Consider the following 22,476-nt stretch of genomic DNA (forward strand, 5'->3'; position numbering starts at 1 on the left):
CACGAGATATGAAGATTATCATTCTGGGCGCAGGACAGGTTGGCGGAACGCTGGCGGAAAACCTGGTTGGGGAAAACAACGACATCACCATAGTTGATACCAACGGCGATCGCCTGCGTGTTTTACAGGACAAATTTGACCTGCGGGTGGTGCAGGGTCATGGTTCGCACCCACGTGTTCTTCGTGAGGCAGGCGCCGACGATGCCGACATGCTGGTTGCGGTAACCAGTTCTGATGAAACTAATATGGTGGCCTGTCAGGTGGCCTACTCGCTTTTCAACACGCCAAACCGAATTGCGCGTATTCGCTCTCCGGACTATGTTCGCGATGCTGAAAAACTGTTTAATTCCGAAGCGGTCCCCATCGACCACCTTATCGCGCCAGAACAGCTGGTTATCGACAATATCTACCGCCTGATCGAATATCCGGGTGCCCTGCAGGTGGTAAACTTTGCCGAGGGCAAAGTGAGTCTGGCAGTGGTTAAGGCCTATTACGGCGGGCCATTGATCGGCAATGCGCTTTCCACCATGCGCGAGCACATGCCGCATATCGATACGCGCGTCGCAGCCATTTTCCGTCACGACAGACCCATTCGCCCGCAGGGCTCCACGATTGTCGAAGCCGGTGATGAGGTCTTCTTTATTGCGGCCTCACAGCATATTCGTGCGGTGATGAGTGAATTACAGCGTCTCGAAAAACCCTATAAACGCATTATGCTGGTCGGCGGCGGCAATATCGGTGCAGGTCTGGCACATCGGTTAGAAAAAGATTACAGCGTGAAGTTGATCGAGCGCGATCAACAGCGTGCTGCTGAACTGGCGGAAAAACTTCAAAATACGATCGTATTTTATGGTGATGCGTCCGATCAGGAGCTACTGGCTGAAGAGCATATTGATCAAGTCGATCTCTTTATTGCCGTCACCAACGATGACGAGGCAAATATAATGTCCGCCATGCTCGCGAAGCGCATGGGGGCAAAAAAAGTCATGGTGCTTATCCAGCGCAAGGCGTATGTCGATCTGGTTCAGGGCAGCGTTATTGATATTGCCATTTCGCCTCAGCAGGCAACAATTTCAGCGCTTCTGAGCCATGTTCGTAAAGCGGATATTGTCGGTGTGTCATCGCTCCGCCGTGGCGTGGCGGAAGCCATTGAAGCTGTTGCTCACGGAGATGAAACCACGTCACGCGTCGTGGGCCGGTCAATCGATGAAATTAAGCTTCCACCAGGCACGATCATCGGCGCCGTTGTGCGCGGGGATGATGTCATGATTGCCAATGATAATTTACGAATTGAGCAAGGCGATCACGTTATTATGTTCCTTACCGATAAAAAGTTTATTACCGACGTCGAACGTTTATTCCAGCCAAGTCCATTCTTCCTTTAAAGAATTGGGTGCTCCAGAAAGAGCACCCTTACTTTATCCTTTTCATTTTTGTGCCTTTTATTTTTTATAATGTTTAATTATCCCGAATGGCAATTGGCTAATCATTTGTTAAACTTAAACTCGTCAGCTGGCACAAGGAGAGAACAATGAGTTTTATTAAAGAATTTCGCGAATTTGCGATGCGCGGGAACGTGGTGGATTTAGCTGTGGGTGTCATTATTGGTGCGGCATTCGGCAAGATTGTTTCATCATTAGTGGCCGACATTATCATGCCACCTTTAGGGTTGTTAATCGGGGGCATAGATTTCAAACAGTTCGCTTTCACGCTGCGTGAAGCACAGGGTGATGTGCCGGCGGTCGTGATGCACTACGGCGTATTCATTCAGAACGTATTTGATTTTGTGATTGTCGCGTTTGCCATTTTTATGGCTATCAAGCTGATCAACAGGCTCAATCGTAAGAAAGAAGAGCCAGCTGCAGCACCTGCACCAACGAAAGAAGAAGTGCTGCTGAGTGAGATCCGCGATCTGTTAAAAGAGCAGAACAACCGCGTTTAATCAAAAGCTTAAAGCAGGAAGGCCAGTGGTAAATAAGCGATTCGCTTGCTTGCCACTGGCCTCCCAGTTACCCCGTTTTTCATGCTTGTCTTTACGCAGATAACTTCCTTTCCCTTTTTTATTCTTCTCAACGCGCTGTCTGAATAGCGGGTCGTGAAGTAGTGCCTCAATGGCATTGTCTTTGATCTGACCTTTCGTATGCTGATAGCGGCTCATAAATTCTCCTGAGCTTGGTTTATGACGACGGGAGTCTAGACCCGGATGAACTAAAAATCAACAGCCCTGCGTTTCTCCACTGGCTCCCTGTTCAAGGGCTTCCAGAATGGAACAATAAATACTGCTGTGGGCCGTACCGCAGCAGGCATCATTCAGCCTTTGCAGGGAGCGCTGCATGGTCTGCAGCTCCTGAATGCGTGCTTCCACTTCATCCAGACGGGCCTGCACAATGCTTTTAGACTCCTGGCAGGTGTGATGTGCCGGATCGATGCGGATCGATAAAAGTTCGCGGATCGAGTCTAATGTGAAACCGAGCTGGCGCGCATAACGAATAAACCGCAGGCGCTGCAGATCGTTATCGGTATAAAGTCGAAAGCCACCTTCAGTACGAACTTCATGATCAATCATCTGCTGCTTTTCGTAATATCGGATGGTATCCGGCGTGACGTTAGCGAGCTTCGCAAGTTCACCGATACGGTACATAGCTACTCCTCATTTAATTTCTGCATCAATCTTTCACCGTATTCACCGTGCAGAAAGTCAGTGTTCATTCCTGCCTGGCGAAGCTTGAGTTCAAGCAGGGCGAGACGACTGCTAAGTTCAGAATGTCGCGGATCGTCCTGACGGATGCCTTTAAGCAGATCGGCCAGTTCAACAGCCTCTCTGCGCTGTTCAAGCTCCAAAGGGAGACAGCCTGCATTTTTCAGTAAACGGTATCCAGCCCGTAATTCAGGCGAGATGTGGGAATCGTCTTCAAGCACAAGAGGTTCGCCGCTTCCTGGAAGATCGTCGAATTCGCCTTTTTTTTGGGCATCACAAATATGGCGTTCTGCCCACTGGTCGAGCAACCACATTACCAGCTCCAGGGATGAACAGAATTGATACAGACATTGTAGAGAAGTGGGGATTTCACGGATATAAAAAAACCCGCCGGAGCGGGTTTTTTTACGTTACTGCAGATTACTCTGCAGCAGCTTCTGCTTTCTCTGAACGATCAACCAGCTCGATGTAAGCCATCGGCGCGTTGTCGCCTGCACGGAAACCACACTTCAGAATGCGAGTGTAACCACCGGCACGGCTCGCGAAACGCGGGCCCAGTTCGTTAAACAGTTTTGCCACGATCTCGTTATCACGAGTACGGGCGAATGCCAGACGACGATTAGCAACGCTGTCAGTCTTGGCAAGAGTAATCAGCGGCTCAACTACGCGACGCAGCTCTTTCGCTTTAGGCAGGGTCGTCTTGATGATCTCATGACGAACCAGTGAACCTGCCATGTTGCGGAACATAGCCTGGCGATGGCTGCTGTTGCGGTTCAGTTGACGACCACTCTTACGATGGCGCATGACCTTATCCTTCTCAGTAAAACCTTAACCTGTGATCCGGTTACTCGTCAGCAATGCTTGCCGGTGGCCAGTTTTCCAGGCGCATGCCCAGAGACAGACCACGAGAAGCCAGCACGTCTTTAATCTCAGTAAGAGATTTTTTACCCAGGTTCGGCGTTTTCAGCAACTCAACCTCGGTACGCTGTACCAGATCACCGATATAGTGGATAGCTTCTGCCTTGAGGCAGTTAGCAGAGCGGACAGTCAACTCGAGATCGTCAACAGGGCGCAGCAGGATCGGATCGAATTCTGGTTTCTCTTCTTTCACTTCCGGCTGACGTACATCACGTAAGTCAACGAAAGCTTCCAGTTGTTCTGCCAGGATGGTTGCCGCACGACGAATCGCCTCTTCAGGATCGATTGTGCCGTTGGTTTCCATTTCGATGACCAGCTTGTCCAGGTCGGTACGCTGTTCTACACGCGCTGCTTCAACATTGTAGGCAATACGCTCTACAGGGCTGTAGCATGCGTCGACCAGCAGACGGCCGATTGGGCGCTCATCTTCTTCCGAATGAATTCGGGCAGAAGCCGGCACATAACCACGACCGCGCTGAACTTTGATACGCATGCTAATCGCTGCGTTCTCATCGGTCAGGTGGCAGATCACGTGCTGCGGCTTGACGATTTCAACATCACCGTCGTGGGTGATGTCGGCTGCAGTCACAGGGCCAATGCCAGATTTATTCAGAGTAAGAATAACTTCATCTTTACCCTGAACTCTCACCGCCAGCCCTTTCAGGTTGAGCAGGATTTCAAGGATATCTTCCTGAACGCCTTCTTTGGTGCTGTACTCATGAAGTACACCATCAATCTCAACCTCGGTCACCGCGCAACCCGGCATCGATGAGAGCAGAATACGGCGCAGTGCGTTACCCAGAGTATGGCCAAAGCCACGCTCTAAAGGCTCAAGGGTCACCTTGGCGTGCGTCGAACTCACTTGCTCGATATCTACCAGGCGCGGTTTTAGAAACTCTGTCACAGAACCCTGCATTGTGTCCTCTCTTTGGTACTAAGCTTTACTTGGAGTAAAGCTCGACGATCAGGTGTTCGTTAATGTCCGCAGACAGATCAGAACGTTCTGGCTGACGCTTGAACGTACCTTCCATCTTGCCAGCATCAACTTCCAGCCAGGTTGGCTTTTCACGCTGCTCAGCCAGCTCCAGAGCGGCCTTCACGCGAGATTGCTTTTTCGCTTTCTCACGAATGCTAACAACGTCATTCGCTTTAACCTGATAAGAAGCGATGTTAACAACACGACCGTTTACCATGATTGCTTTGTGGCTAACCAGCTGACGTGATTCAGCACGAGTAGCGCCGAAGCCCATACGGTATACAACGTTGTCCAGACGACCTTCCAGCAGAGCCAGCAGGTTTTCACCTGTGTTGCCTTTCAGACGTGCTGCTTCTTTATAGTAGTTACGGAACTGACGCTCCAGCACACCGTACATACGGCGAACTTTTTGCTTTTCACGCAACTGCACACCATAGTCAGACAGACGCGGTTTACGCGCACCGTGCTGGCCAGGAGCTTGTTCAATTTTACACTTGGTATCGATCGCGCGAACGCCAGACTTAAGGAATAAGTCGGTGCCCTCACGACGGCTCAGCTTGAGCTTAGGACCCAAATATCTTGCCATTTTCTATCTCCAACTAACCTAAAAAACGGAGCGTTATACGCGACGTTTTTTCGGCGGACGACAACCGTTATGAGGGATCGGAGTCACATCAGTAATATTCGTGATGCGGAAACCAGCGGCGTTCAGAGCGCGAACAGTAGATTCACGACCCGGACCCGGACCTTTAACCATAACTTCCAGATTCTTGATGCCGTATTCTTTTACGGCTTCAGCGCAACGCTCTGCTGCAACCTGAGCTGCGAACGGAGTGGATTTGCGAGAACCACGGAAACCGGAACCACCGGCTGTTGCCCAACCCAATGCGTTACCCTGACGATCAGTAATAGTAACGATGGTGTTGTTGAAAGAAGCATGGATATGAGCCACGCCGTCAGAGACTTGTTTTCTTACACGTTTACGTGCACGAACTGGTGCCTTTGCCATTATTCAATCACCCCGATTATTTCTTGATCGGTTTGCGCGGACCCTTACGGGTACGTGCGTTGGTCTTAGTACGCTGACCGCGCACTGGCAGACCACGACGATGACGCAAACCGCGATAGCAACCAAGATCCATCAGGCGCTTGATGCTCATGCTGATTTCACGGCGCAGATCACCTTCAACGACAAATTTGGCAACTTCGTCACGCAGCGTGTCGATTTGTTCTTCAGACAGCTCACTGATCTTAACATCTTCAGCGATACCCGCTGCAGCCAGAATGGCTTTAGAACGGGTCTTGCCGACGCCGTAGATCGAAGTTAATGCGATCACAGCATGTTTCTGATCAGGAATGTTAATGCCTGCTATACGGGCCACTATGCACTCCTACTATTTAATATGTACGCACCATGCTGAAAAGCCCGTTTTCAGGATACTCAAATGGAAACGTACAGACATACAAAAGATTGGCTGGCTAATCTAGCCAGCTCAACCCAACTTTGCAAGAAAAATATGCGAAATAATCAGCCTTGGCGCTGTTTATGCTTCGGCTCGGCACTGCAAATCACACGGATGACACCATCACGCTTAACGATTTTGCAGTTACGGCATAATTTCTTGACGGAAGCACGAACTTTCATTTTTACTCTCCGTAACTTCTCAGGCGACCAATTAGCGGCCGTAGCCTTTCAGGTTCGCCTTCTTCAATGCAGACTCATACTGACTGGACATCATCAGAGTTTGCACTTGAGCCATAAAGTCCATAATCACGACAACAACGATAAGCAGTGAGGTCCCACCGAAGTAGAACGGTACTTTCATTGCATCACGCATGAACTCCGGGATCAGGCAGATAAAAGTAATATAGAGCGCACCAACCAAAGTCAGGCGGGTCATTACTTTATCGATATACTTCGCCGTTTGCTCTCCCGGACGAATTCCTGGTACAAATGCACCGGACTTCTTCAGGTTATCTGCTGTTTCACGCGGGTTGAAGACCAACGCCGTGTAGAAGAAACAGAAGAAGATGATCGCAGACGCATAGAGTAACACATAAAGTGGTTGCCCAGGCTGCAAATACAGCGAAATTGTTGTCAGCCAGTTCCAACCAGTACCGCCCCCGAACCATGACGCGATGGTAGCCGGGAACAGAATAATACTGGAAGCGAAGATAGCCGGGATAACCCCCGCCATGTTCACTTTCAGCGGTAAATGTGTGCTCTGTGCAGCATAGACACGACGACCTTGCTGACGTTTAGCGTAGTTCACCACAATGCGGCGTTGACCACGTTCAACGAAGACAACAAAGAACGTCACTGCAAATACTAATACTGCAACCAACAGCAACAGGAGGAAGTGCAGGTCGCCTTGACGCGCTTGCTCGATAGTATGGGCGATGGCTGGCGGGAGGCCCGCAACAATACCGGCGAAGATGATGATTGAGATACCGTTACCGATACCACGCTCAGTAATCTGTTCGCCGAGCCACATCAGGAACATTGTCCCTGTGACCAGACTTACAACAGCGGTGAAGTAGAATGCAAAGCCCGGGTTTAACACCAAGCCCTGCATACCAGGCATATTCGGCAGACCGGTAGCAATACCGATCGACTGGAATATTGCCAGCACCAGAGTACCGTAACGGGTGTACTGACTAATCTTACGACGTCCAGACTCCCCTTCTTTCTTCAACTCTGCCAGGGCCGGATGAACGACCGTCAGCAGCTGGATAATAATAGATGCCGAAATGTACGGCATAATACCCAATGCAAAGATAGAAGCACGGCTGAGAGCACCACCAGAGAACATGTTGAACATTTCAATGATGGTGCCTCGCTGTTGCTCAAGCAGTTTGGCAAGTACAGCGGCATCGATACCAGGGATCGGAATAAAAGAGCCAATACGGAACACAATCAGCGCGCCGATAACAAACAGCAGTCTGCGTTTCAGCTCGCCAAATCCACCTTTGGCACTTTGAAAATCTAATCCCGGTTGCTTAGCCATCTGCTACTTATTCCTCAATTTTACCGCCAGCAGCTTCGATAGCAGCACGAGCACCTTTAGTAACACGCAGGCCACGAACAGTTACCGGAGTAGAAACTTCACCAGCCAGGATCACTTTCGCGAACTCGATCTGGATACCGATAATGTTTGCTGCTTTCAGCGTGTTCAGGTCTACAACGCCGCCTTCAACTTTCGCCAGGTCAGACAGACGGATTTCCGCTGTGATCGCTGCTTTGCGAGAGGTGAAGCCGAACTTCGGCAGACGACGGTACAGTGGCATCTGGCCACCCTCGAAACCGCGACGTACGCCACCGCCAGAACGAGAGTTCTGACCTTTGTGACCACGACCACCGGTTTTACCGAGGCCAGAACCGATACCACGACCCAGGCGTTTACCCGCCTTTTTAGAGCCTTCGGCCGGAGACAGAGTATTTAAACGCATCTCTTACTCCTCAACTTTAACCATGAAGTAAACCGCGTTGACCATACCACGAACAGCAGGAGTATCCTCGCGCTCAACGGTATGACCAATACGACGCAGACCCAGGCCAAGCAGCGTTGCCTTGTGTTTCGGCAGACGACCGATTGCACTGCGGGTTTGAGTGATTTTAATAGTCTTTGCCATGGTCAATTACCCCAGAATTTCTTCAACGGATTTACCACGCTTGGCAGCGACCATTTCTGGAGAATTCATATTTTCCAGGCCATCAATAGTTGCACGAACCACGTTGATCGGGTTGGTGGAACCATATGCTTTAGCCAGAACGTTATGAACCCCAGCAACTTCCAGAACGGCGCGCATTGCACCACCGGCGATGATACCGGTACCTTCTGAAGCTGGCTGCATGAATACACGAGAACCCGTGTGAACACCTTTAACTGGGTGCTGCAGGGTGCCGTTGTTCAGCGCGACGTTAATCATGTTGCGACGGGCTTTTTCCATCGCTTTCTGGATCGCTGCTGGAACTTCACGCGCTTTACCGTAACCAAAACCAACGCGACCGTTACCATCGCCTACTACAGTCAGAGCTGTGAAGGAGAAAATACGACCACCTTTAACGGTTTTAGATACGCGGTTTACCGCGATCAGCTTTTCCTGCAGTTCGCCAGCCTGTTTTTCGATGTGAGCCATCTTACACCTCTACCTTAGAACTGAAGGCCAGCTTCACGGGCAGCATCTGCCAGTGCCTGGACACGACCATGATATTGGAACCCGGAACGGTCAAAGGAAACATTGCTGATGCCTTTTTCCAGAGCGCGTTCAGCAACAGCTTTACCTACAGCTGCAGCGGCGTCTTTGTTACCGGTGTACTTCAATTGTTCTGAGATAGCTTTTTCTACAGTAGAAGCAGCTACCAGAACTTCAGAACCGTTCGGTGCAATTACCTGTGCGTAAATATGACGCGGGGTACGATGTACCACCAGGCGAGTTGCACCCAGCTCTTTGAGCTTGCGGCGTGCGCGGGTCGCACGACGGATACGAGCAGATTTCTTATCCATAGTGTTACCTTACTTCTTCTTAGCCTCTTTGGTACGCACGACTTCGTCGGCGTAACGAACACCCTTGCCTTTGTAAGGCTCAGGACGACGGTAGGCGCGCAGATCTGCTGCAACCTGACCGATCAGCTGTTTATCAGCGCCTTTCAGCACGATTTCAGTCTGAGTCGGGCATTCTGCAGTGATACCGGCCGGCAGCGGATGCTCAACAGGGTGTGAGAAGCCCAGAGACAGGCCTACTGCATTCCCTTTGATAGCTGCACGATAACCTACACCAACCAGCTGAAGCTTTTTAGTGAAGCCTTCGGTAACACCAACAACCATTGAGTTCAGCAGGGCACGCGCGGTACCAGCCTGAGCCCATCCATCCACGAAACCATCACGTGGACCGAAGGTCAGAGCGTTATCTGCATGTTTAACTTCAACAGCTTTGTTGAGGGTACGAGTCAGCTCGCCGTTTTTACCTTTGATCGTAATAACCTGACCGTCGATTTTTACATCAACGCCGGCAGGAATAACGACCGGTGCTTTAGCAACACGAGACATTCTTTCCTCCGATTAGGCTACGTAGCAGATAATTTCGCCACCAAGACCAGCCTGGCGCGCTGCACGATCAGTCATAACACCTTTAGAGGTAGAAACAACTGCGATACCAAGACCAGCCATAACTTTTGGCAGCTCATCTTTTTTCTTATAGATGCGCAGGCCTGGGCGGCTGACACGCTGAATGCTTTCTACAACAGCTTTACCCTGGAAATACTTGAGAGTAAGTTCCAGTTCCGGCTTGGTGTCGCCTTCAACTTTAAAATCTTCGATAAAACCTTCTTCCTTCAGCACGTTGGCAATTGCCACTTTCAGCTTGGCGGAAGGCATGGTGACCGCAACTTTGTTCGCGGCCTGACCGTTACGGATACGGGTCAGCATATCCGCGATCGGATCTTGCATGCTCATCTGTCTTTACTCCCGTGATTCAATTGGTAATTACCAGCTAGCCTTTTTCAAGCCTGGCACTTCACCGCGCATGGCGGCTTCACGCAGTTTGATACGGCTCAACCCAAACTTGCCCACATAACCATGTGGACGACCTGTTTGACGACAGCGGTTACGCTGACGAGACGGGCTGGAATCACGCGGCAGAGACTGCAGCTTGAGAACCGCATTCCAACGATCTTCGTCGGAAGCGTTCACATCAGAAATGATCGCTTTCAGTTCAGCGCGTTTAGCGAAGAATTTATCAGCTAAAGCTACGCGCTTTACTTCGCGTGCTTTCATTGATTGCTTAGCCATTCAGTAACCCTACCTTACTTGCGGAACGGGAAGTCAAAGGCAGCCAGCAGAGCACGGCCTTCTTCGTCAGATTTCGCAGTAGTGGTAATGGTAATATCCAAACCACGCACGCGGTCGACTTTATCGTAGTCGATTTCTGGGAAGATGATCTGCTCACGGACACCCATGCTGTAGTTACCACGACCGTCGAAAGACTTAGCGGACAAGCCACGGAAGTCACGGATACGTGGAACAGCAATAGTGATCAGGCGCTCAAAGAACTCCCACATGCGTTCGCCACGCAGAGTTACTTTACAGCCGATCGGATAGCCCTGACGGATTTTGAAGCCTGCAACAGATTTGCGTGCTTTGGTGATCAGCGGTTTTTGACCGGAGATTGCTGTCAGGTCAGCTGCTGCGTTATCCAGCAGTTTCTTGTCAGCGATCGCTTCACCAACACCCATGTTCAGGGTGATCTTCTCGACCCGAGGGACTTGCATGACAGAATTGTAGTTAAACTCGGTCATGAGTTTTTTAACTACTTCGTCTTTGTAGTAATCATGCAGTTTCGCCATCGTACTACTCCAAATTACTTGATAGTTTCGCTGTTAGACTTGAAGAAACGGACTTTTTTGCCGTCTTCGAATCTAAAGCCTACACGGTCAGCCTTGCCGGTAGCCGCATTGAAGATTGCAACGTTAGAAACCTGAATAGCAGCTTCTTTTTCAACGATGCCACCTGGTTGGTTCAGGGCCGGAACCGGCTTCTGATGTTTCTTGACCAGGTTGATACCTTCAACGACAAGTTTGCCGGAAGACAGAACATTTTTTACTTTACCGCGTTTACCTTTATCTTTACCGGTTAACACGATAACTTCGTCATCACGACGGATTTTCGCTGCCATGATTCGCTCCTTAGAGTACTTCTGGTGCCAGAGAGATAATTTTCATGAACTTCTCAGTACGAAGTTCACGAGTTACCGGCCCAAAGATACGCGTGCCGATAGGCTGCTCGCTGTTATTGTTTAAAATAACGCATGCATTACCATCGAAGCGAATGACAGAACCGTCAGGGCGACGAACACCCTTCTTGGTGCGCACCACTACCGCCTTCAGCACATCACCTTTTTTGACCTTACCACGTGGAATTGCTTCCTTGATGGTGATCTTGATGATGTCGCCTACGCCTGCGTAGCGACGGTGCGAGCCACCCAGAACCTTGATACACATTACGCGACGTGCACCGGAGTTGTCGGCGACGTTCAGCATAGTCTGTTCTTGGATCATTTTAGTGCTCCGCTAATGTCAACTACTACCTGAGACTCTAAAATCAGAGCCGTTAAAAAGCCCCATATCGAGGGCGCGGCATTATAACACCGCTTCTGCAATATGGGTAGAAAAAATAAACGGCTCATCGCTGAGCCGTTTATTCGTATTGAGAAGGCGTACTGTATTACAGAACCGCTTTCTCTACAACGCGAACCAGCGTCCAGGACTTAGTCTTGGACAGTGGACGGCATTCACGGATTTCAACCTTGTCGCCGATACCACATTCGTTGTTCTCGTCATGTACGTGCAGTTTGGTCGTACGCTTGATGAATTTACCGTAGATCGGGTGTTTCACAATACGTTCGATAGCTACAACAATGGATTTCTCCATTTTGTCGCTAACAACACGACCTTGCAGAGTACGGATTTTATCGGTCATTACGCACCCGCCTTCTGAGTCAGTAAAGTCTTAACGCGTGCAACATTGCGACGCACTTGCTTCAGCAGGTGAGTCTGTTGCAGCTGGCCACTTGCAGCCTGCATACGCAGGTTGAACTGCTCACGCAGCAGGTTCAGCAGCTCAGCGTTCAGCTCTTCAACGCTTTTTTCACGCAGCTCTTTTGCTTTCATTACATCACCGTCTTAGTTACAAAGGTGGTTTTGATAGGCAGTTTCGCTGCTGCCAGGCCGAAGGCTTCACGGGCCAGCTCTTCCGGAACACCGTCCATTTCATAAAGGACTTTGCCCGGTTGGATCAAGGCAACCCAGTACTCCACGTTACCTTTACCTTTACCCATACGAACTTCCAGCGGCTTCTCGGTGATCGGTTTGTCCGGGAATACACGGATCCAGATCTTACCTTGACGCTTAACTGCACGGGTCATTGCACGACGTGCTGCTTCGATCTGACGTGCAGTCAGACGACCACGGCCAACAGCTTTCAGACCGAAAGTGCCGAAGCTAACATCCGTACCCTGCGCCAGACCACGGTTGCGGCCTTTGTGCACTTTACGGAATTTTGTACGCTTTGGTTGTAACATCAGCGACGCTCCTTATTTACGGCCTTTACGCTGCTGCTTTTTAGGTTGAGCAGCCGGTTTTTCCGGTTGTTCAACAGCAGCCATACCACCCAGGATCTCACCTTTGAAGATCCATACCTTAACGCCGATTACACCGTAAGTGGTGTGCGCTTCAGAGGTGTTGTAGTCGATGTCAGCACGCAGAGTGTGCAGCGGTACGCGACCTTCACGGTACCATTCGGTACGTGCGATTTCCGCGCCGCCCAGACGGCCGCTAACTTCAACTTTGATACCTTTAGCGCCCAGACGCATTGCGTTCTGTACAGCACGCTTCATAGCACGACGGAACATAACACGACGTTCCAGCTGTGAAGTGATGCTGTCAGCAACCAATTTAGCGTCCAGTTCAGGCTTACGAACTTCAGCGATATTGATCTGTGCAGGAACGCCAGCGATATCCGCTACGACCTTGCGCAGTTTTTCTACGTCTTCGCCTTTCTTACCGATAACGATGCCAGGACGAGCAGTGTGAATAGTCACACGGATGCTCTTCGCTGGACGCTCGATAACGATACGAGATACAGACGCTTTAGCCAGTTCCTTAGTCAGGTACTGACGTACTTTAAAATCGCTGTCCAGGTTGTCAGCGAATTCTTTGGTGTTCGCAAACCAGGTAGAGTTCCATGGTTTTACAATACCCAGGCGAATACCATTAGGATGTACTTTCTGACCCATTGCTAGTCTCCAGAGTCTCAGCGATCGGACACAACCACAGTAATGTGGCTGGTGCGCTTCAGGATGCGATCTGCACGACCTTTCGCACGCGGCATAATGCGCTTCATGCTTGGGCCTTCATCTACGAAAATTTTCGCAACTTTCAGATCGTCGATGTCAGCGCCATCGTTGTGTTCAGCGTTAGCAATGGCAGATTCCAGTACTTTCTTGACCAATACCGCAGCTTTCTTGTTGGTATAGGTCAGGATGTCCAGGGCCTGCGACACTTTCTTACCGCGAATCAGGTCAGCAACAAGGCGAACCTTCTGAGCAGAAGAACGAGCATGGCGATGTTGAGCTAAAGTTTCCATCTCTTCCTCCTACCTTATTTCTTCTTCGCTTTTTTATCAGCAGCGTGGCCGCGATAAGTACGAGTCGGTGCGAATTCACCCAGTTTGTGACCAACCATTTCGTCGGTAACAAAGACTGGAACGTGCTGACGACCATTATGGACAGCGATGGTCAAACCGATCATGTTAGGAAAGATCGTTGAACGACGGGACCAAGTGCGCAGGGGCTTCTTGTCTCCGCTTTCCACCGCTTTCTCTACCTTCTTCAGCAAGTGCAGGTCAATAAAAGGACCTTTCTTGAGAGAACGTGGCATGGCTTATCCTCTAAAATTATTTGCTACGGCGACGTACGATAAATTTATCAGTACGCTTGTTGCTGCGGGTCTTCTTACCTTTGGTCTGAACGCCCCACGGAGATACCGGGTGCTTACCAAAGTTACGACCTTCACCACCACCATGTGGGTGATCGACTGGGTTCATCGCAGTACCGCGAACGGTAGGACGAACACCACGCCAGCGTGCAGCACCTGCTTTACCCAGAACGCGCAGCATATGCTCAGCATTGCCAACTTCGCCCAGAGTAGCGCGGCAGTCTGCTTCGACTTTACGCATTTCACCAGAACGCAGACGCAGGGTGACATAAGCACCATCACGAGCAACGATCTGAACGTAAGTACCAGCGGAACGTGCCAGCTGACCGCCTTTACCTGGTTTCATTTCTACGTTATGAACGGTAGAACCAACCGGGATATTGCGCATCGGCAGGGTGTTGCCTGCTTTGATTGCAGCATCAACGCCAGACTGAATCTGGTCGCCAGCTTTCAGGCCTTTAGGGGCCAGGATGTAACGGCGTTCGCCGTCTTTGTACAGAACCAGCGCGATGTTCGCGGAACGGTTCGGATCGTACTCAAGACGTTCAACAACTGCTGGGATACCGTCTTTGTTGCGTTTGAAGTCAACAATACGATAAGCCTGCTTGTGGCCACCACCGATGTGACGAGTGGTGATACGGCCATTGTTGTTACGACCACCGGATTTGCTGTTTTTTTCCAGCAACGGAGCAAAAGGTTTGCCCTTGTGCAGCTCAGGGTTAACCACTTTAACTACGTGGCGACGACCCGGAGATGTCGGTTTACATTTAACAACTGCCATTGTATTACTCCTCCGACTTACTCAGCGCCGCCAACGAAGTCCAGATTCTGGCCTTCTTTCAGGGTGACGTAAGCTTTTTTCCAGTCGCTACGACGACCGATACGCTGTCCGTGACGTTTAACTTTCCCTTTAACTACCAGGGTGTTAACGACTTCGACTTCGACTTCAAACAGTTTCTGCACAGCAGCTTTGATCTCTGCTTTGGTCGCGTCTTTAGCAACTTTGAGAACGATGGTGTTTGTTTTTTCCATCGCAGTAGACGCTTTTTCAGAAACGTGCGGTGCGCGAAGCACCTTCAGCAGACGTTCTTCACGAATCATGCCAGCATCTCCTCAACTTGCTTAACAGCATCAGCAGTCATTACGACTTTGTCGAAGGCGATCAGGCTAACCGGGTCGATACCAGTCGCATCGCGTACGTCAACCTTGTGCAGGTTACGTGCGGCCAGGAACAGGTTCTCGTCCAGCTCACCGGTGATGATCAGCACATCTTCCAGAGCCATGTCTTTCAGTTTCTGTGCCAGCAGCTTAGTTTTAGGCGCTTCAACAGAGAACTTCTCGACAACGATCAGACGATCCTGACGTACCAGTTCGGACAGGATGCTTTTCAGCGCGCCGCGGTACATCTTTTTGTTAACTTTTTGACTGTGGTCCTGTGGACGCGCAGCGAAGGTCACGCCACCTGAACGCCAGATCGGGCTCTTGATAGAACCTGAACGCGCACGGCCGGTACCTTTCTGGCGCCATGGCTTTTTGCCAGAACCAGTTACTTCAGCACGAGTCTTCTGAGCACGAGTACCCTGACGAGCACCAGCTGCATAAGCAACAACAACCTGGTGAACCAGCGCTTCGTTGAAATCACGACCGAAGGTAGTTTCGGAAACAGTCAGCGCGCTCTGCGCGTCTTTCAATACTAATTCCATTGCTATCCCCTTACGCCTTCACAGCTGGTTTAACGATCAGGTCGCTACCGGTTGCACCCGGAACTGCACCTTTAACCAGCAGCAGGTTGCGCTCAGCGTCAACACGTACTACGTCCAGGCTCTGAACGGTTACACGTTCGTTACCCAGCTGACCTGCCATTTTCTTGCCTTTGAACACTTTGCCCGGAGTCTGGTTCTGACCGATAGAACCCGGAACGCGGTGAGACAAGGAGTTACCGTGAGTAGCGTCCTGGGTACGGAAGTTCCAGCGCTTAACGGTACCAGCAAAACCTTTACCTTTAGAGGTACCGGTTACGTCAACTTTTTTAACGTCAGCAAACAGCTCAACGCTAATGTCCTGACCTACGGTGAACTCTTCGCCTTCAGCAAGACGGAATTCCCACAGACCACGGCCAGCTTCTACGCCAGCTTTAGCGAAGTGACCCGCTTCTGGTTTGGTTACACGGTTAGCTTTTTTAGCACCAGTGGTAACCTGAATAGCGCGGTAGCCATCGTTAGCCAGATCTTTAACCTGAGTAACGCGGTTTGCTTCAACTTCGATTACGGTTACTGGGATAGAAACGCCATCTTCAGTGAAGATGCGGGTCATACCCACTTTTTTACCGACTAAACCAATCATTGTTTCAACCTCTCAATCGCTCGATGACCTGATTAACCCAGGCTGATCTGCACGTCTACACCGGCAGCCAGATCCAGACGCATCAGAGCATCAACGGTTTTCTCAGTTGGCTCAACGATGTCAACCAGACGCTTGTGAGTGCGGATTTCGTACTGATCGCGCGCGTCTTTGTTGACGTGCGGGGAGATCAGAACGGTGAAGCGCTCTTTGCGGGTCGGCAGCGGGATCGGACCACGGACTTGCGCACCAGTGCGCTTAGCAGTCTCGACGATTTCCGCGGTTGATTGATCGATCAGACGATGATCAAACGCTTTAAGGCGGATACGGATTCTTTGGTTCTGCATGAGACCAGAGCTCCAATTATTTTATAAACGAAAATGATTACTCCTCAAACCCATTACGATTGATGGGAGAGTGTAACCGTTCTTACGTAGCTCCCCAATTGGGAGCATTGTTGAGTAACAAAATGAGCTACTCTGGTTCTGATTGAACCCGCCGTCAATTACGACAAGCCCGCGCATTATACGTAAATCTGGGCAAGACGCAAGTGCCGTTTAGAAATTAAGCGCCAGAGGCGCAGTATTCGTAAGAGCGCGCAACATTTTATGCAATGTAATCTGCGTCGATGCTTTGTTTCGAGCCGCTACGCATCTCCGTTTTTTGTGCATTGCCGGCAAGGCCGATTATAACGAGTATGCCCTCAAACCCGCTTGAGGCCTTTTTCATGCTAACCACCCTCCCCTTTCTGCTGATCTATCTTTCGCTGACTGCCTTACTGGTACATGCCGATATTCGCTACGGTCTGCTTCCCGATAAATTTCTCTGCCCGCTGTTATGGTCTGGATTGCTCTTTCAGCTCTGTATCCATCCTGATTTTCTGCAGAGCGCGGTGGTGGGTGCGATGGCTGGATATATCGGTTTTGCCGTTATTTACTGGGGCTACTGGTTTATCCGCCGACGTGAAGGTATGGGATATGGCGATGTGAAATACCTGGCGGCGCTTGGCGCATGGCACGGCTGGTGCGTACTGCCTACGCTGGCGCTACTCGCGGCGCTGATGGCGCTTCTTTGCATTCTTGTTTTTTCGTTAATCCGCCCTGATAAGAAGGCAATAAAAAACCCGCTGCCTTTTGGGCCATTTCTGGCAGCAGCGGGTTTATGCGTTGGCTGGAAGACGTTGCTTATTCTTCCACTTTAATCTGTGACTGAAGATAGTTTTGCAGGCCAATTTTAGCAATTAGATCCAGCTCCGTTTCCAGCCAGTCAATATGGCCTTCTTCATCGGCCAGGATCTGGATCATCATATCGCGACTGACGTAGTCATGTACGCTGTCAGCATAGGCAATGGCTTCACGGAGATCTTTGGCGCCTTCAAGCTCCAGCCTGAGGTCGGAACGCAGCATCTCTTCGACATCTTCTCCGATGCCCAGCTTGCCGAGATCCTGCAGATTTGGAATGCCTTCAAGGAATAAAATACGCTCGATATATTTATCAGCGTGTTTCATCTCATCTATAGATTCATGGTACTCAACGTCGTTTAAACGTTTGAGTCCCCAGTTTTTGAACATTCTCGCGTGAAGAAAGTACTGGTTGATTGCGACAAGCTCATTTCCCAATAATTTATTGAGATAACTTATGATTTTAACATCACCTTTCATTATATAGTCCCTCCGCTTCCACTCATTGAAGCGTAGATCGGGCTACAGGGATGTCAAAAAAAAGATGGGCGCTTACGCGATCTCTTTGTATTCCGGGATCTGCATCAGTTCGTCCTGCATGATCTCTCGCGCAGCACGTACACATTTACCGCATTGATTTCCCACCGGAACAAATTTGCGAAGCTGCTGGAATGACTGGGGCTGGAACTGGCGAACGGCCTGACGTATTTTTTTGTCGCTTACACCATTACATAAACAAACGTACATATAAACTCCCGTTCAAATTATGCGCAAAGTGTAAGTGAGAATGGTTATGATTACAATAGCACAAACGCCAGAATGCGGGGCGGGAGCAGGCAAAAAATGCGAAATTTTGTGACAATACCTGAGCGGCAGAAAACAAAAAAGGACGCCGAAGCGTCCTTTTTTATTCGGGGATAATTAATTAGCCCAGAACTTTAGCAACAACGCCCGCGCCAACGGTACGGCCGCCTTCACGGATTGCGAAACGCAGACCGTCGTCCATCGCGATTGGGTGGATCAGAGTCACAACCATCTTGATGTTGTCGCCTGGCATTACCATCTCAACGCCTTCTGGCAGTTCGATGGTACCGGTCACGTCAGTTGTACGGAAGTAGAACTGTGGACGGTAGCCTTTGAAGAACGGAGTATGACGGCCGCCTTCGTCTTTGGACAGAATGTACACTTCAGATTCGAACTTGGTGTGTGGCTTGATTGAGCCTGGCTTCGCCAGAACCTGACCACGTTCGATTTCTTCACGTTTGATACCACGCAGCAGAACACCAACGTTCTCACCAGCACGGCCTTCGTCCAGCAGTTTGCGGAACATTTCAACGCCAGTACAGGTAGACTTCGCAGTCTCTTTGATACCAACGATTTCAACTTCTTCACCAACTTTGATGATACCGCGCTCTACACGACCGGTAACAACGGTACCACGACCGGAGATGGAGAATACGTCTTCGATTGGCAGCAGGAATGGCTTGTCAATCGCACGCTCTGGTTCTGGGATGTAAGAATCCAGGAAGCCAGCCAGTTCGATGATTTTCGCTTCCCACTCAGCTTCGCCTTCCAGCGCTTTCAGAGCAGAACCACGAACGATTGGAGTATCGTCGCCTGGGAAATCGTACTGAGACAGCAGTTCACGAACTTCCATCTCTACCAGTTCCAGCAGCTCTTCGTCATCAACCATGTCGCACTTGTTCAGGAACACGATGATGAAAGGAACGCCTACCTGACGACCCAGCAGGATGTGCTCACGAGTCTGAGGCATTGGGCCGTCAGTCGCAGCAACAACCAGGATCGCGCCGTCCATCTGCGCAGCACCGGTGATCATGTTTTTAACATAGTCGGCGTGGCCTGGGCAGTCTACGTGTGCGTAGTGGCGAGTCGGGGTGTCGTACTCAACGTGAGAGGTGTTGATGGTGATACCACGAGCTTTTTCTTCTGGTGCGTTATCGATCTGGTCGAATGCACGAGCAGAACCACCGTAGGTTTTAGCCAGAACGGTAGTGATTGCAGCAGTCAGGGTAGTTTTACCATGGTCAACGTGGCCGATAGTACCAACGTTGACGTGCGGTTTTGTACGTTCAAATTTTTCTTTAGACACGGCTATATTCCTTACTATAGTGCTCTCCCCTCTGGAGAGAGCACGGGACTTAGGTTTTAATCCTGTGGATTACTTACCACGGGCTTCAATAACGGCCTGAGCAACGTTGTTAGGCGCATCATCATACTTCAGGAATTCCATGGTGTATGATGCACGACCTTTGGTCAGAGAACGCAGCTGAGTCGCATATCCGAACATTTCAGACAGCGGAACTTCAGCGTGGATCTTAACGCCAGTTACTTCGGATTCCTGACCACGCAGCATACCGCGACGACGGCTCAAGTCACCGATAACGTCACCGGTGTTCTCTTCAGGAGTTTCTACTTCAACCTTCATGATTGGCTCAAGCAGAACTGGTTTTGCTTTCTTAAAGCCTTCTTTAAAGGCAATAGACGCAGCCAGTTTAAACGCCAGTTCAGAGGAGTCAACGTCGTGGTAAGAACCGAAGTGCAGACGAACACCCATGTCAACAACCGGATAGCCAGCCAGAGGGCCCGCTTTCAGCTGTTCCTGGATGCCTTTATCAACGGCAGGGATGTATTCGCCAGGAATTACACCACCTTTGATGTCGTTGATGAACTCGTAACCTTTCGGGTTAGAGCCCGGCTCCAGTGGGTACATGTCGATCACAACGTGACCGTACTGACCGCGACCACCAGACTGCTTAGCGTGTTTACCTTCAATGTCGGTAACTTTCGCGCGAATCGCTTCGCGGTAAGCAACCTGAGGTTTACCCACGTTCGCTTCAACGTTGAATTCACGCTTCATACGGTCAACGATGATGTCCAGGTGCAGTTCACCCATACCAGCGATGATGGTCTGGTTAGATTCTTCATCAGTCCATACGCGGAATGATGGGTCTTCTTTCGCCAGACGGCCCAGAGCCAGACCCATTTTTTCCTGGTCAGCTTTGGTTTTTGGTTCAACTGCGATGGAGATTACCGGCTCTGGGAATTCCATACGCTCCAGAATGATCGGGTGATCAGGGTCACACAGAGTGTCACCAGTGGTCACGTCTTTCAGACCGATAGCTGCAGCGATGTCGCCCGCACGAACTTCTTTGATCTCTTCACGTTTGTTAGCGTGCATCTGTACGATACGGCCAAAACGCTCACGCGCCGCTTTCACGGAGTTCAGGATGGTGTCACCGGAGTTAACCACACCAGAGTAAACGCGGAAGAAGGTCAGGTTACCCACGAATGGGTCGGTAGCAATTTTGAACGCCAGTGCAGAGAATGGCTCTTCGTCGCTTGCGTGACGCTCAGCCGGAGTATCTTTACCGTCGTCCAGGATGCCGTTGATCGCAGGAACGTCAACCGGGGATGGCAGGTAGTCAACTACCGCATCCAGCATCGCCTGAACACCTTTGTTCTTGAACGCAGAACCACAGGTTACCAGGATGATTTCGTTGTTCAGAACGCGCTGACGCAGAGCTTTTTTGATCTCTTCTTCAGTCAGTTCTTCACCACCCAGGTATTTCTCCATCAGCTCTTCAGAAGCTTCAGCAGCGGATTCGATCAGGTTCTGGTGCCATTCGTTAGCCAGGTCCTGCATTGCAGCTGGGATATCTTCGTATTCGAAGGTAACGCCCTGGTCTGCATCGTTCCAGTTGATGGCTTTCATTTTCACCAGGTCGATAACACCGGTGAAGCCTTCTTCAGCACCAATTGCCAGCTGCAGCGGAACAGGGTTCGCGCCCAGACGGGTTTTGATCTGGCCAACAACTTTCAGGAAGTTAGCACCCATACGGTCCATTTTGTTAACGAACGCGATGCGTGGAACTTTATATTTGTTCGCCTGACGCCATACGGTTTCAGACTGTGGCTGAACACCACCAACTGCGCAATAAACCATTACCGCGCCGTCAAGAACACGCATGGAACGTTCTACTTCGATGGTGAAGTCAACGTGCCCTGGGGTGTCGATGATGTTTACGCGATGCGGTTCGTACTGCTTAGCCATACCTGACCAGAATGCAGTAGTCGCTGCGGAGGTGATAGTGATACCACGCTCCTGCTCCTGTTCCATCCAGTCCATGGTGGCTGCGCCGTCATGAACTTCACCGATTTTGTGGTTTACACCGGTGTAGAACAGAATACGTTCGGTAGTAGTGGTTTTACCGGCGTCGATGTGCGCACTGATACCGATGTTACGGTAGCGTGCGATGGGTGTTGTACGAGCCATTTGATTCCTCGTTTATATCTTTAGGCGTTCAGTTAAGTTACCCAGAGCGGGCGGCTTCTCTGAAGCGCCCGCCTGGTGACTAAGACTCCGAAGGGATTACCAACGGTAGTGTGCGAACGCCTTGTTGGCTTCTGCCATACGGTGAACGTCTTCACGTTTCTTAACTGCAGTACCTTTGTTGTCTGCAGCATCAGAAAGTTCGTTCGCCAGACGCAGAGCCATGGATTTATCACCGCGTTTACGAGCAGCTTCAACGATCCAACGCATTGCCAGGGCATTACGACGAACCGGACGAACTTCAACTGGAACCTGATAAGTAGAACCACCAACGCGGCGGGACTTAACTTCTACAGTTGGGCGAACGTTGTCGAGAGCGACTTCGAAAGCTTCCAGTTCATTTTTACCAGAACGCTGAGCCAGGGTCTCAAGCGCGCTGTATACGATTGCTTCTGCAGTAGATTTTTTACCATCTACCATCAGGATATTTACAAATTTTGCCAGCAGTTCTGATCCGAATTTCGGATCTGGAAGAATTTTACGCTGACCAATGACGCGACGACGTGGCATGGGAATACT

At 50.3% G+C, this 22,476-nt stretch carries 39 protein-coding genes; 3 read left to right on the forward strand and 36 right to left on the reverse strand.

Going from position 1 to position 22,476, the window contains the following annotated elements; all coding sequences use genetic code 11:
- Positions 1-8: 8 nt before the first annotated feature.
- Both trkA and mscL read left to right on the forward strand, forming a co-directional pair.
- Positions 9-1,385, forward strand: coding sequence for a Trk system potassium transporter TrkA (gene trkA, locus KGP22_RS20280; RefSeq protein WP_149367525.1), 1,377 nt, complete (start codon positions 9-11; stop codon positions 1,383-1,385).
- Between the two features lie 146 nt (positions 1,386-1,531).
- Positions 1,532-1,942: a large-conductance mechanosensitive channel protein MscL gene (mscL, locus tag KGP22_RS20285; RefSeq protein WP_023309449.1), complete on the forward strand. Its 411-nt coding sequence runs from the start codon at positions 1,532-1,534 to the stop codon at positions 1,940-1,942.
- Here mscL and KGP22_RS20290 read toward each other — a convergent pair whose 3' ends face one another.
- From KGP22_RS20290 to rpsJ, 31 genes are all read right to left on the reverse strand, one after another.
- Positions 1,943-2,158, reverse strand: coding sequence for an alternative ribosome-rescue factor A (locus tag KGP22_RS20290; RefSeq protein ID WP_111966064.1), 216 nt, complete (start codon positions 2,156-2,158; stop codon positions 1,943-1,945).
- A gap of 57 nt (positions 2,159-2,215) precedes the next feature.
- The gene (gene zntR, locus KGP22_RS20295; protein WP_014833516.1) at positions 2,216-2,641 is read right to left on the reverse strand and encodes a Zn(2+)-responsive transcriptional regulator; all 426 of its coding nucleotides are present in this window, start codon (positions 2,639-2,641) and stop codon (positions 2,216-2,218) included.
- 2 nt (positions 2,642-2,643) lie between these two features.
- Positions 2,644-3,012, reverse strand: coding sequence for a DUF1992 domain-containing protein (locus tag KGP22_RS20300; protein ID WP_149367526.1), 369 nt, complete (start codon positions 3,010-3,012; stop codon positions 2,644-2,646).
- A gap of 106 nt (positions 3,013-3,118) precedes the next feature.
- Entirely contained in the window at positions 3,119-3,502 is a 384-nt protein-coding gene (gene rplQ, locus KGP22_RS20305; RefSeq protein ID WP_001216368.1) for a 50S ribosomal protein L17, read from the reverse strand.
- 40 nt (positions 3,503-3,542) lie between these two features.
- Positions 3,543-4,532, reverse strand: coding sequence for a DNA-directed RNA polymerase subunit alpha (rpoA, locus tag KGP22_RS20310; protein WP_002919219.1), 990 nt, complete (start codon positions 4,530-4,532; stop codon positions 3,543-3,545).
- A 25-nt stretch (positions 4,533-4,557) separates the two neighbouring features.
- Positions 4,558-5,178, reverse strand: a complete 621-nt coding sequence (rpsD, locus tag KGP22_RS20315) for a 30S ribosomal protein S4 (protein WP_004868345.1) — start codon at positions 5,176-5,178, stop codon at positions 4,558-4,560.
- Positions 5,179-5,211: 33 nt separating this feature from the next.
- Complete coding sequence (gene rpsK, locus KGP22_RS20320; protein WP_003863312.1) at positions 5,212-5,601, reverse strand: 30S ribosomal protein S11; 390 nt, start codon at positions 5,599-5,601, stop codon at positions 5,212-5,214.
- 16 nt (positions 5,602-5,617) lie between these two features.
- Complete coding sequence (gene rpsM, locus KGP22_RS20325) at positions 5,618-5,974, reverse strand: 30S ribosomal protein S13 (protein WP_003863308.1); 357 nt, start codon at positions 5,972-5,974, stop codon at positions 5,618-5,620.
- Between the two features lie 146 nt (positions 5,975-6,120).
- A complete protein-coding gene (rpmJ, locus tag KGP22_RS20330; protein WP_000868187.1) occupies positions 6,121-6,237 on the reverse strand; it encodes a 50S ribosomal protein L36 in 117 nt (38 codons plus the stop codon).
- Between the two features lie 31 nt (positions 6,238-6,268).
- Positions 6,269-7,600 (reverse strand): preprotein translocase subunit SecY, encoded by a 1,332-nt coding sequence (gene secY, locus KGP22_RS20335; protein ID WP_003863305.1) that lies wholly within the window; start codon positions 7,598-7,600, stop codon positions 6,269-6,271.
- Between the two features lie 7 nt (positions 7,601-7,607).
- Positions 7,608-8,042 (reverse strand): 50S ribosomal protein L15, encoded by a 435-nt coding sequence (gene rplO, locus KGP22_RS20340; protein ID WP_003863304.1) that lies wholly within the window; start codon positions 8,040-8,042, stop codon positions 7,608-7,610.
- A gap of 3 nt (positions 8,043-8,045) precedes the next feature.
- Positions 8,046-8,225, reverse strand: a complete 180-nt coding sequence (rpmD, locus tag KGP22_RS20345; RefSeq protein ID WP_003863301.1) for a 50S ribosomal protein L30 — start codon at positions 8,223-8,225, stop codon at positions 8,046-8,048.
- A gap of 6 nt (positions 8,226-8,231) precedes the next feature.
- On the reverse strand, positions 8,232-8,732 hold the full coding sequence (rpsE, locus tag KGP22_RS20350; RefSeq protein ID WP_003863299.1) for a 30S ribosomal protein S5: 501 nt from the start codon (positions 8,730-8,732) through the stop codon (positions 8,232-8,234).
- A gap of 14 nt (positions 8,733-8,746) precedes the next feature.
- Positions 8,747-9,100 carry a 50S ribosomal protein L18 gene (rplR, locus tag KGP22_RS20355; RefSeq protein ID WP_003863297.1) on the reverse strand — a complete coding sequence of 118 codons (354 nt, stop codon included), beginning with the start codon at positions 9,098-9,100 and terminating at the stop codon, positions 8,747-8,749.
- Positions 9,101-9,109: 9 nt separating this feature from the next.
- On the reverse strand, positions 9,110-9,643 hold the full coding sequence (rplF, locus tag KGP22_RS20360) for a 50S ribosomal protein L6 (protein ID WP_003863296.1): 534 nt from the start codon (positions 9,641-9,643) through the stop codon (positions 9,110-9,112).
- 12 nt (positions 9,644-9,655) lie between these two features.
- Positions 9,656-10,048, reverse strand: coding sequence for a 30S ribosomal protein S8 (rpsH, locus tag KGP22_RS20365; RefSeq protein WP_006178918.1), 393 nt, complete (start codon positions 10,046-10,048; stop codon positions 9,656-9,658).
- Positions 10,049-10,078: 30 nt separating this feature from the next.
- Positions 10,079-10,384, reverse strand: a complete 306-nt coding sequence (gene rpsN, locus KGP22_RS20370; protein WP_003863291.1) for a 30S ribosomal protein S14 — start codon at positions 10,382-10,384, stop codon at positions 10,079-10,081.
- Positions 10,385-10,398: 14 nt separating this feature from the next.
- Positions 10,399-10,938, reverse strand: coding sequence for a 50S ribosomal protein L5 (gene rplE / locus KGP22_RS20375; protein ID WP_001096202.1), 540 nt, complete (start codon positions 10,936-10,938; stop codon positions 10,399-10,401).
- A gap of 14 nt (positions 10,939-10,952) precedes the next feature.
- Positions 10,953-11,267, reverse strand: a complete 315-nt coding sequence (rplX, locus tag KGP22_RS20380) for a 50S ribosomal protein L24 (RefSeq protein WP_003863287.1) — start codon at positions 11,265-11,267, stop codon at positions 10,953-10,955.
- Between the two features lie 10 nt (positions 11,268-11,277).
- Entirely contained in the window at positions 11,278-11,649 is a 372-nt protein-coding gene (rplN, locus tag KGP22_RS20385) for a 50S ribosomal protein L14 (protein ID WP_002919748.1), read from the reverse strand.
- Positions 11,650-11,815: 166 nt separating this feature from the next.
- Positions 11,816-12,070 (reverse strand): 30S ribosomal protein S17, encoded by a 255-nt coding sequence (gene rpsQ, locus KGP22_RS20390; protein WP_008503489.1) that lies wholly within the window; start codon positions 12,068-12,070, stop codon positions 11,816-11,818.
- Positions 12,070-12,261 carry a 50S ribosomal protein L29 gene (gene rpmC / locus KGP22_RS20395; protein WP_003863282.1) on the reverse strand — a complete coding sequence of 64 codons (192 nt, stop codon included), beginning with the start codon at positions 12,259-12,261 and terminating at the stop codon, positions 12,070-12,072. The genes rpsQ and rpmC overlap by 1 nt, the downstream gene beginning before the upstream one ends.
- The gene (rplP, locus tag KGP22_RS20400; RefSeq protein ID WP_002919759.1) at positions 12,261-12,671 is read right to left on the reverse strand and encodes a 50S ribosomal protein L16; all 411 of its coding nucleotides are present in this window, start codon (positions 12,669-12,671) and stop codon (positions 12,261-12,263) included. The genes rpmC and rplP overlap by 1 nt, the downstream gene beginning before the upstream one ends.
- A 12-nt stretch (positions 12,672-12,683) precedes the next feature.
- Positions 12,684-13,385 (reverse strand): 30S ribosomal protein S3, encoded by a 702-nt coding sequence (rpsC, locus tag KGP22_RS20405; RefSeq protein WP_000529945.1) that lies wholly within the window; start codon positions 13,383-13,385, stop codon positions 12,684-12,686.
- Positions 13,386-13,402: 17 nt separating this feature from the next.
- Complete coding sequence (rplV, locus tag KGP22_RS20410) at positions 13,403-13,735, reverse strand: 50S ribosomal protein L22 (RefSeq protein WP_002919773.1); 333 nt, start codon at positions 13,733-13,735, stop codon at positions 13,403-13,405.
- 14 nt (positions 13,736-13,749) lie between these two features.
- Positions 13,750-14,028 carry a 30S ribosomal protein S19 gene (gene rpsS / locus KGP22_RS20415; RefSeq protein ID WP_001138117.1) on the reverse strand — a complete coding sequence of 93 codons (279 nt, stop codon included), beginning with the start codon at positions 14,026-14,028 and terminating at the stop codon, positions 13,750-13,752.
- 16 nt (positions 14,029-14,044) lie between these two features.
- A complete protein-coding gene (gene rplB, locus KGP22_RS20420; RefSeq protein ID WP_008457150.1) occupies positions 14,045-14,866 on the reverse strand; it encodes a 50S ribosomal protein L2 in 822 nt (273 codons plus the stop codon).
- A 17-nt stretch (positions 14,867-14,883) separates the two neighbouring features.
- On the reverse strand, positions 14,884-15,186 hold the full coding sequence (rplW, locus tag KGP22_RS20425) for a 50S ribosomal protein L23 (RefSeq protein ID WP_000617546.1): 303 nt from the start codon (positions 15,184-15,186) through the stop codon (positions 14,884-14,886).
- Positions 15,183-15,788, reverse strand: a complete 606-nt coding sequence (rplD, locus tag KGP22_RS20430) for a 50S ribosomal protein L4 (RefSeq protein ID WP_000424395.1) — start codon at positions 15,786-15,788, stop codon at positions 15,183-15,185. Before rplD ends, rplW begins: the two co-directional genes overlap by 4 nt.
- 10 nt (positions 15,789-15,798) lie before the next feature.
- Positions 15,799-16,428 carry a 50S ribosomal protein L3 gene (rplC, locus tag KGP22_RS20435; protein WP_003863274.1) on the reverse strand — a complete coding sequence of 210 codons (630 nt, stop codon included), beginning with the start codon at positions 16,426-16,428 and terminating at the stop codon, positions 15,799-15,801.
- Positions 16,429-16,460: 32 nt separating this feature from the next.
- Positions 16,461-16,772: a 30S ribosomal protein S10 gene (rpsJ, locus tag KGP22_RS20440; RefSeq protein WP_001181005.1), complete on the reverse strand. Its 312-nt coding sequence runs from the start codon at positions 16,770-16,772 to the stop codon at positions 16,461-16,463.
- Positions 16,773-17,152: 380 nt separating this feature from the next.
- On the opposite strand from rpsJ, the gene KGP22_RS20445 reads away from it, so the two are divergent.
- Entirely contained in the window at positions 17,153-17,626 is a 474-nt protein-coding gene (locus KGP22_RS20445; protein WP_149367527.1) for an A24 family peptidase, read from the forward strand.
- Here the strand turns inward: KGP22_RS20445 and bfr are convergent.
- The 5 genes from bfr to rpsG all read right to left on the reverse strand — a co-directional run bounded on the left by bfr (position 17,610) and on the right by rpsG (position 22,467).
- Entirely contained in the window at positions 17,610-18,086 is a 477-nt protein-coding gene (gene bfr / locus KGP22_RS20450; protein ID WP_008503492.1) for a bacterioferritin, read from the reverse strand. The genes KGP22_RS20445 and bfr overlap by 17 nt on opposite strands.
- Positions 18,087-18,158: 72 nt before the next feature.
- A complete protein-coding gene (gene bfd, locus KGP22_RS20455) occupies positions 18,159-18,353 on the reverse strand; it encodes a bacterioferritin-associated ferredoxin (protein ID WP_008503493.1) in 195 nt (64 codons plus the stop codon).
- A 178-nt stretch (positions 18,354-18,531) separates the two neighbouring features.
- Positions 18,532-19,716, reverse strand: a complete 1,185-nt coding sequence (tuf, locus tag KGP22_RS20460) for an elongation factor Tu (protein WP_014068448.1) — start codon at positions 19,714-19,716, stop codon at positions 18,532-18,534.
- Positions 19,717-19,785: 69 nt separating this feature from the next.
- Complete coding sequence (gene fusA / locus KGP22_RS20465; protein WP_223580608.1) at positions 19,786-21,900, reverse strand: elongation factor G; 2,115 nt, start codon at positions 21,898-21,900, stop codon at positions 19,786-19,788.
- 96 nt (positions 21,901-21,996) lie between these two features.
- A complete protein-coding gene (gene rpsG / locus KGP22_RS20470; protein ID WP_004106370.1) occupies positions 21,997-22,467 on the reverse strand; it encodes a 30S ribosomal protein S7 in 471 nt (156 codons plus the stop codon).
- Positions 22,468-22,476 lie beyond the last annotated feature (9 nt).

Source organism: Enterobacter sp. JBIWA005 (genome assembly GCF_019968805.1).
Lineage (GTDB): Bacteria > Pseudomonadota > Gammaproteobacteria > Enterobacterales > Enterobacteriaceae > Enterobacter > Enterobacter vonholyi.

Bases quoted from the DNA above. Each gene is read 5' to 3' on its own strand.
- trkA (WP_149367525.1), top strand. From the start codon at position 9: ATGAAGATTATCATTCTGGGCGCAGGACAGGTTGGCGGAACGCTGGCG.
- mscL (WP_023309449.1), top strand. From the start codon at position 1,532: ATGAGTTTTATTAAAGAATTTCGCGAATTTGCGATGCGCGGGAACGTG.
- KGP22_RS20290 (WP_111966064.1), bottom strand. From the start codon at position 2,158: ATGAGCCGCTATCAGCATACGAAAGGTCAGATCAAAGACAATGCCATT.
- zntR (WP_014833516.1), bottom strand. From the start codon at position 2,641: ATGTACCGTATCGGTGAACTTGCGAAGCTCGCTAACGTCACGCCGGAT.
- KGP22_RS20300 (WP_149367526.1), bottom strand. From the start codon at position 3,012: ATGTGGTTGCTCGACCAGTGGGCAGAACGCCATATTTGTGATGCCCAA.
- rplQ (WP_001216368.1), bottom strand. From the start codon at position 3,502: ATGCGCCATCGTAAGAGTGGTCGTCAACTGAACCGCAACAGCAGCCAT.
- rpoA (WP_002919219.1), bottom strand. From the start codon at position 4,532: ATGCAGGGTTCTGTGACAGAGTTTCTAAAACCGCGCCTGGTAGATATC.
- rpsD (WP_004868345.1), bottom strand. From the start codon at position 5,178: ATGGCAAGATATTTGGGTCCTAAGCTCAAGCTGAGCCGTCGTGAGGGC.
- rpsK (WP_003863312.1), bottom strand. From the start codon at position 5,601: ATGGCAAAGGCACCAGTTCGTGCACGTAAACGTGTAAGAAAACAAGTC.
- rpmJ (WP_000868187.1), bottom strand. From the start codon at position 6,237: ATGAAAGTTCGTGCTTCCGTCAAGAAATTATGCCGTAACTGCAAAATC.
- secY (WP_003863305.1), bottom strand. From the start codon at position 7,600: ATGGCTAAGCAACCGGGATTAGATTTTCAAAGTGCCAAAGGTGGATTT.
- rplO (WP_003863304.1), bottom strand. From the start codon at position 8,042: ATGCGTTTAAATACTCTGTCTCCGGCCGAAGGCTCTAAAAAGGCGGGT.
- rpmD (WP_003863301.1), bottom strand. From the start codon at position 8,225: ATGGCAAAGACTATTAAAATCACTCAAACCCGCAGTGCAATCGGTCGT.
- rpsE (WP_003863299.1), bottom strand. From the start codon at position 8,732: ATGGCTCACATCGAAAAACAGGCTGGCGAACTGCAGGAAAAGCTGATC.
- rplR (WP_003863297.1), bottom strand. From the start codon at position 9,100: ATGGATAAGAAATCTGCTCGTATCCGTCGTGCGACCCGCGCACGCCGC.
- rplF (WP_003863296.1), bottom strand. From the start codon at position 9,643: ATGTCTCGTGTTGCTAAAGCACCGGTCGTTATTCCTGCCGGCGTTGAT.
- rpsH (WP_006178918.1), bottom strand. From the start codon at position 10,048: ATGAGCATGCAAGATCCGATCGCGGATATGCTGACCCGTATCCGTAAC.
- rpsN (WP_003863291.1), bottom strand. From the start codon at position 10,384: ATGGCTAAGCAATCAATGAAAGCACGCGAAGTAAAGCGCGTAGCTTTA.
- rplE (WP_001096202.1), bottom strand. From the start codon at position 10,938: ATGGCGAAACTGCATGATTACTACAAAGACGAAGTAGTTAAAAAACTC.
- rplX (WP_003863287.1), bottom strand. From the start codon at position 11,267: ATGGCAGCGAAAATCCGTCGTGATGACGAAGTTATCGTGTTAACCGGT.
- rplN (WP_002919748.1), bottom strand. From the start codon at position 11,649: ATGATCCAAGAACAGACTATGCTGAACGTCGCCGACAACTCCGGTGCA.
- rpsQ (WP_008503489.1), bottom strand. From the start codon at position 12,070: ATGACCGATAAAATCCGTACTCTGCAAGGTCGTGTTGTTAGCGACAAA.
- rpmC (WP_003863282.1), bottom strand. From the start codon at position 12,261: ATGAAAGCAAAAGAGCTGCGTGAAAAAAGCGTTGAAGAGCTGAACGCT.
- rplP (WP_002919759.1), bottom strand. From the start codon at position 12,671: ATGTTACAACCAAAGCGTACAAAATTCCGTAAAGTGCACAAAGGCCGC.
- rpsC (WP_000529945.1), bottom strand. From the start codon at position 13,385: ATGGGTCAGAAAGTACATCCTAATGGTATTCGCCTGGGTATTGTAAAA.
- rplV (WP_002919773.1), bottom strand. From the start codon at position 13,735: ATGGAAACTTTAGCTCAACATCGCCATGCTCGTTCTTCTGCTCAGAAG.
- rpsS (WP_001138117.1), bottom strand. From the start codon at position 14,028: ATGCCACGTTCTCTCAAGAAAGGTCCTTTTATTGACCTGCACTTGCTG.
- rplB (WP_008457150.1), bottom strand. From the start codon at position 14,866: ATGGCAGTTGTTAAATGTAAACCGACATCTCCGGGTCGTCGCCACGTA.
- rplW (WP_000617546.1), bottom strand. From the start codon at position 15,186: ATGATTCGTGAAGAACGTCTGCTGAAGGTGCTTCGCGCACCGCACGTT.
- rplD (WP_000424395.1), bottom strand. From the start codon at position 15,788: ATGGAATTAGTATTGAAAGACGCGCAGAGCGCGCTGACTGTTTCCGAA.
- rplC (WP_003863274.1), bottom strand. From the start codon at position 16,428: ATGATTGGTTTAGTCGGTAAAAAAGTGGGTATGACCCGCATCTTCACT.
- rpsJ (WP_001181005.1), bottom strand. From the start codon at position 16,772: ATGCAGAACCAAAGAATCCGTATCCGCCTTAAAGCGTTTGATCATCGT.
- KGP22_RS20445 (WP_149367527.1), top strand. From the start codon at position 17,153: ATGCTAACCACCCTCCCCTTTCTGCTGATCTATCTTTCGCTGACTGCC.
- bfr (WP_008503492.1), bottom strand. From the start codon at position 18,086: ATGAAAGGTGATGTTAAAATCATAAGTTATCTCAATAAATTATTGGGA.
- bfd (WP_008503493.1), bottom strand. From the start codon at position 18,353: ATGTACGTTTGTTTATGTAATGGTGTAAGCGACAAAAAAATACGTCAG.
- fusA (WP_223580608.1), bottom strand. From the start codon at position 21,900: ATGGCTCGTACAACACCCATCGCACGCTACCGTAACATCGGTATCAGT.
- rpsG (WP_004106370.1), bottom strand. From the start codon at position 22,467: ATGCCACGTCGTCGCGTCATTGGTCAGCGTAAAATTCTTCCAGATCCG.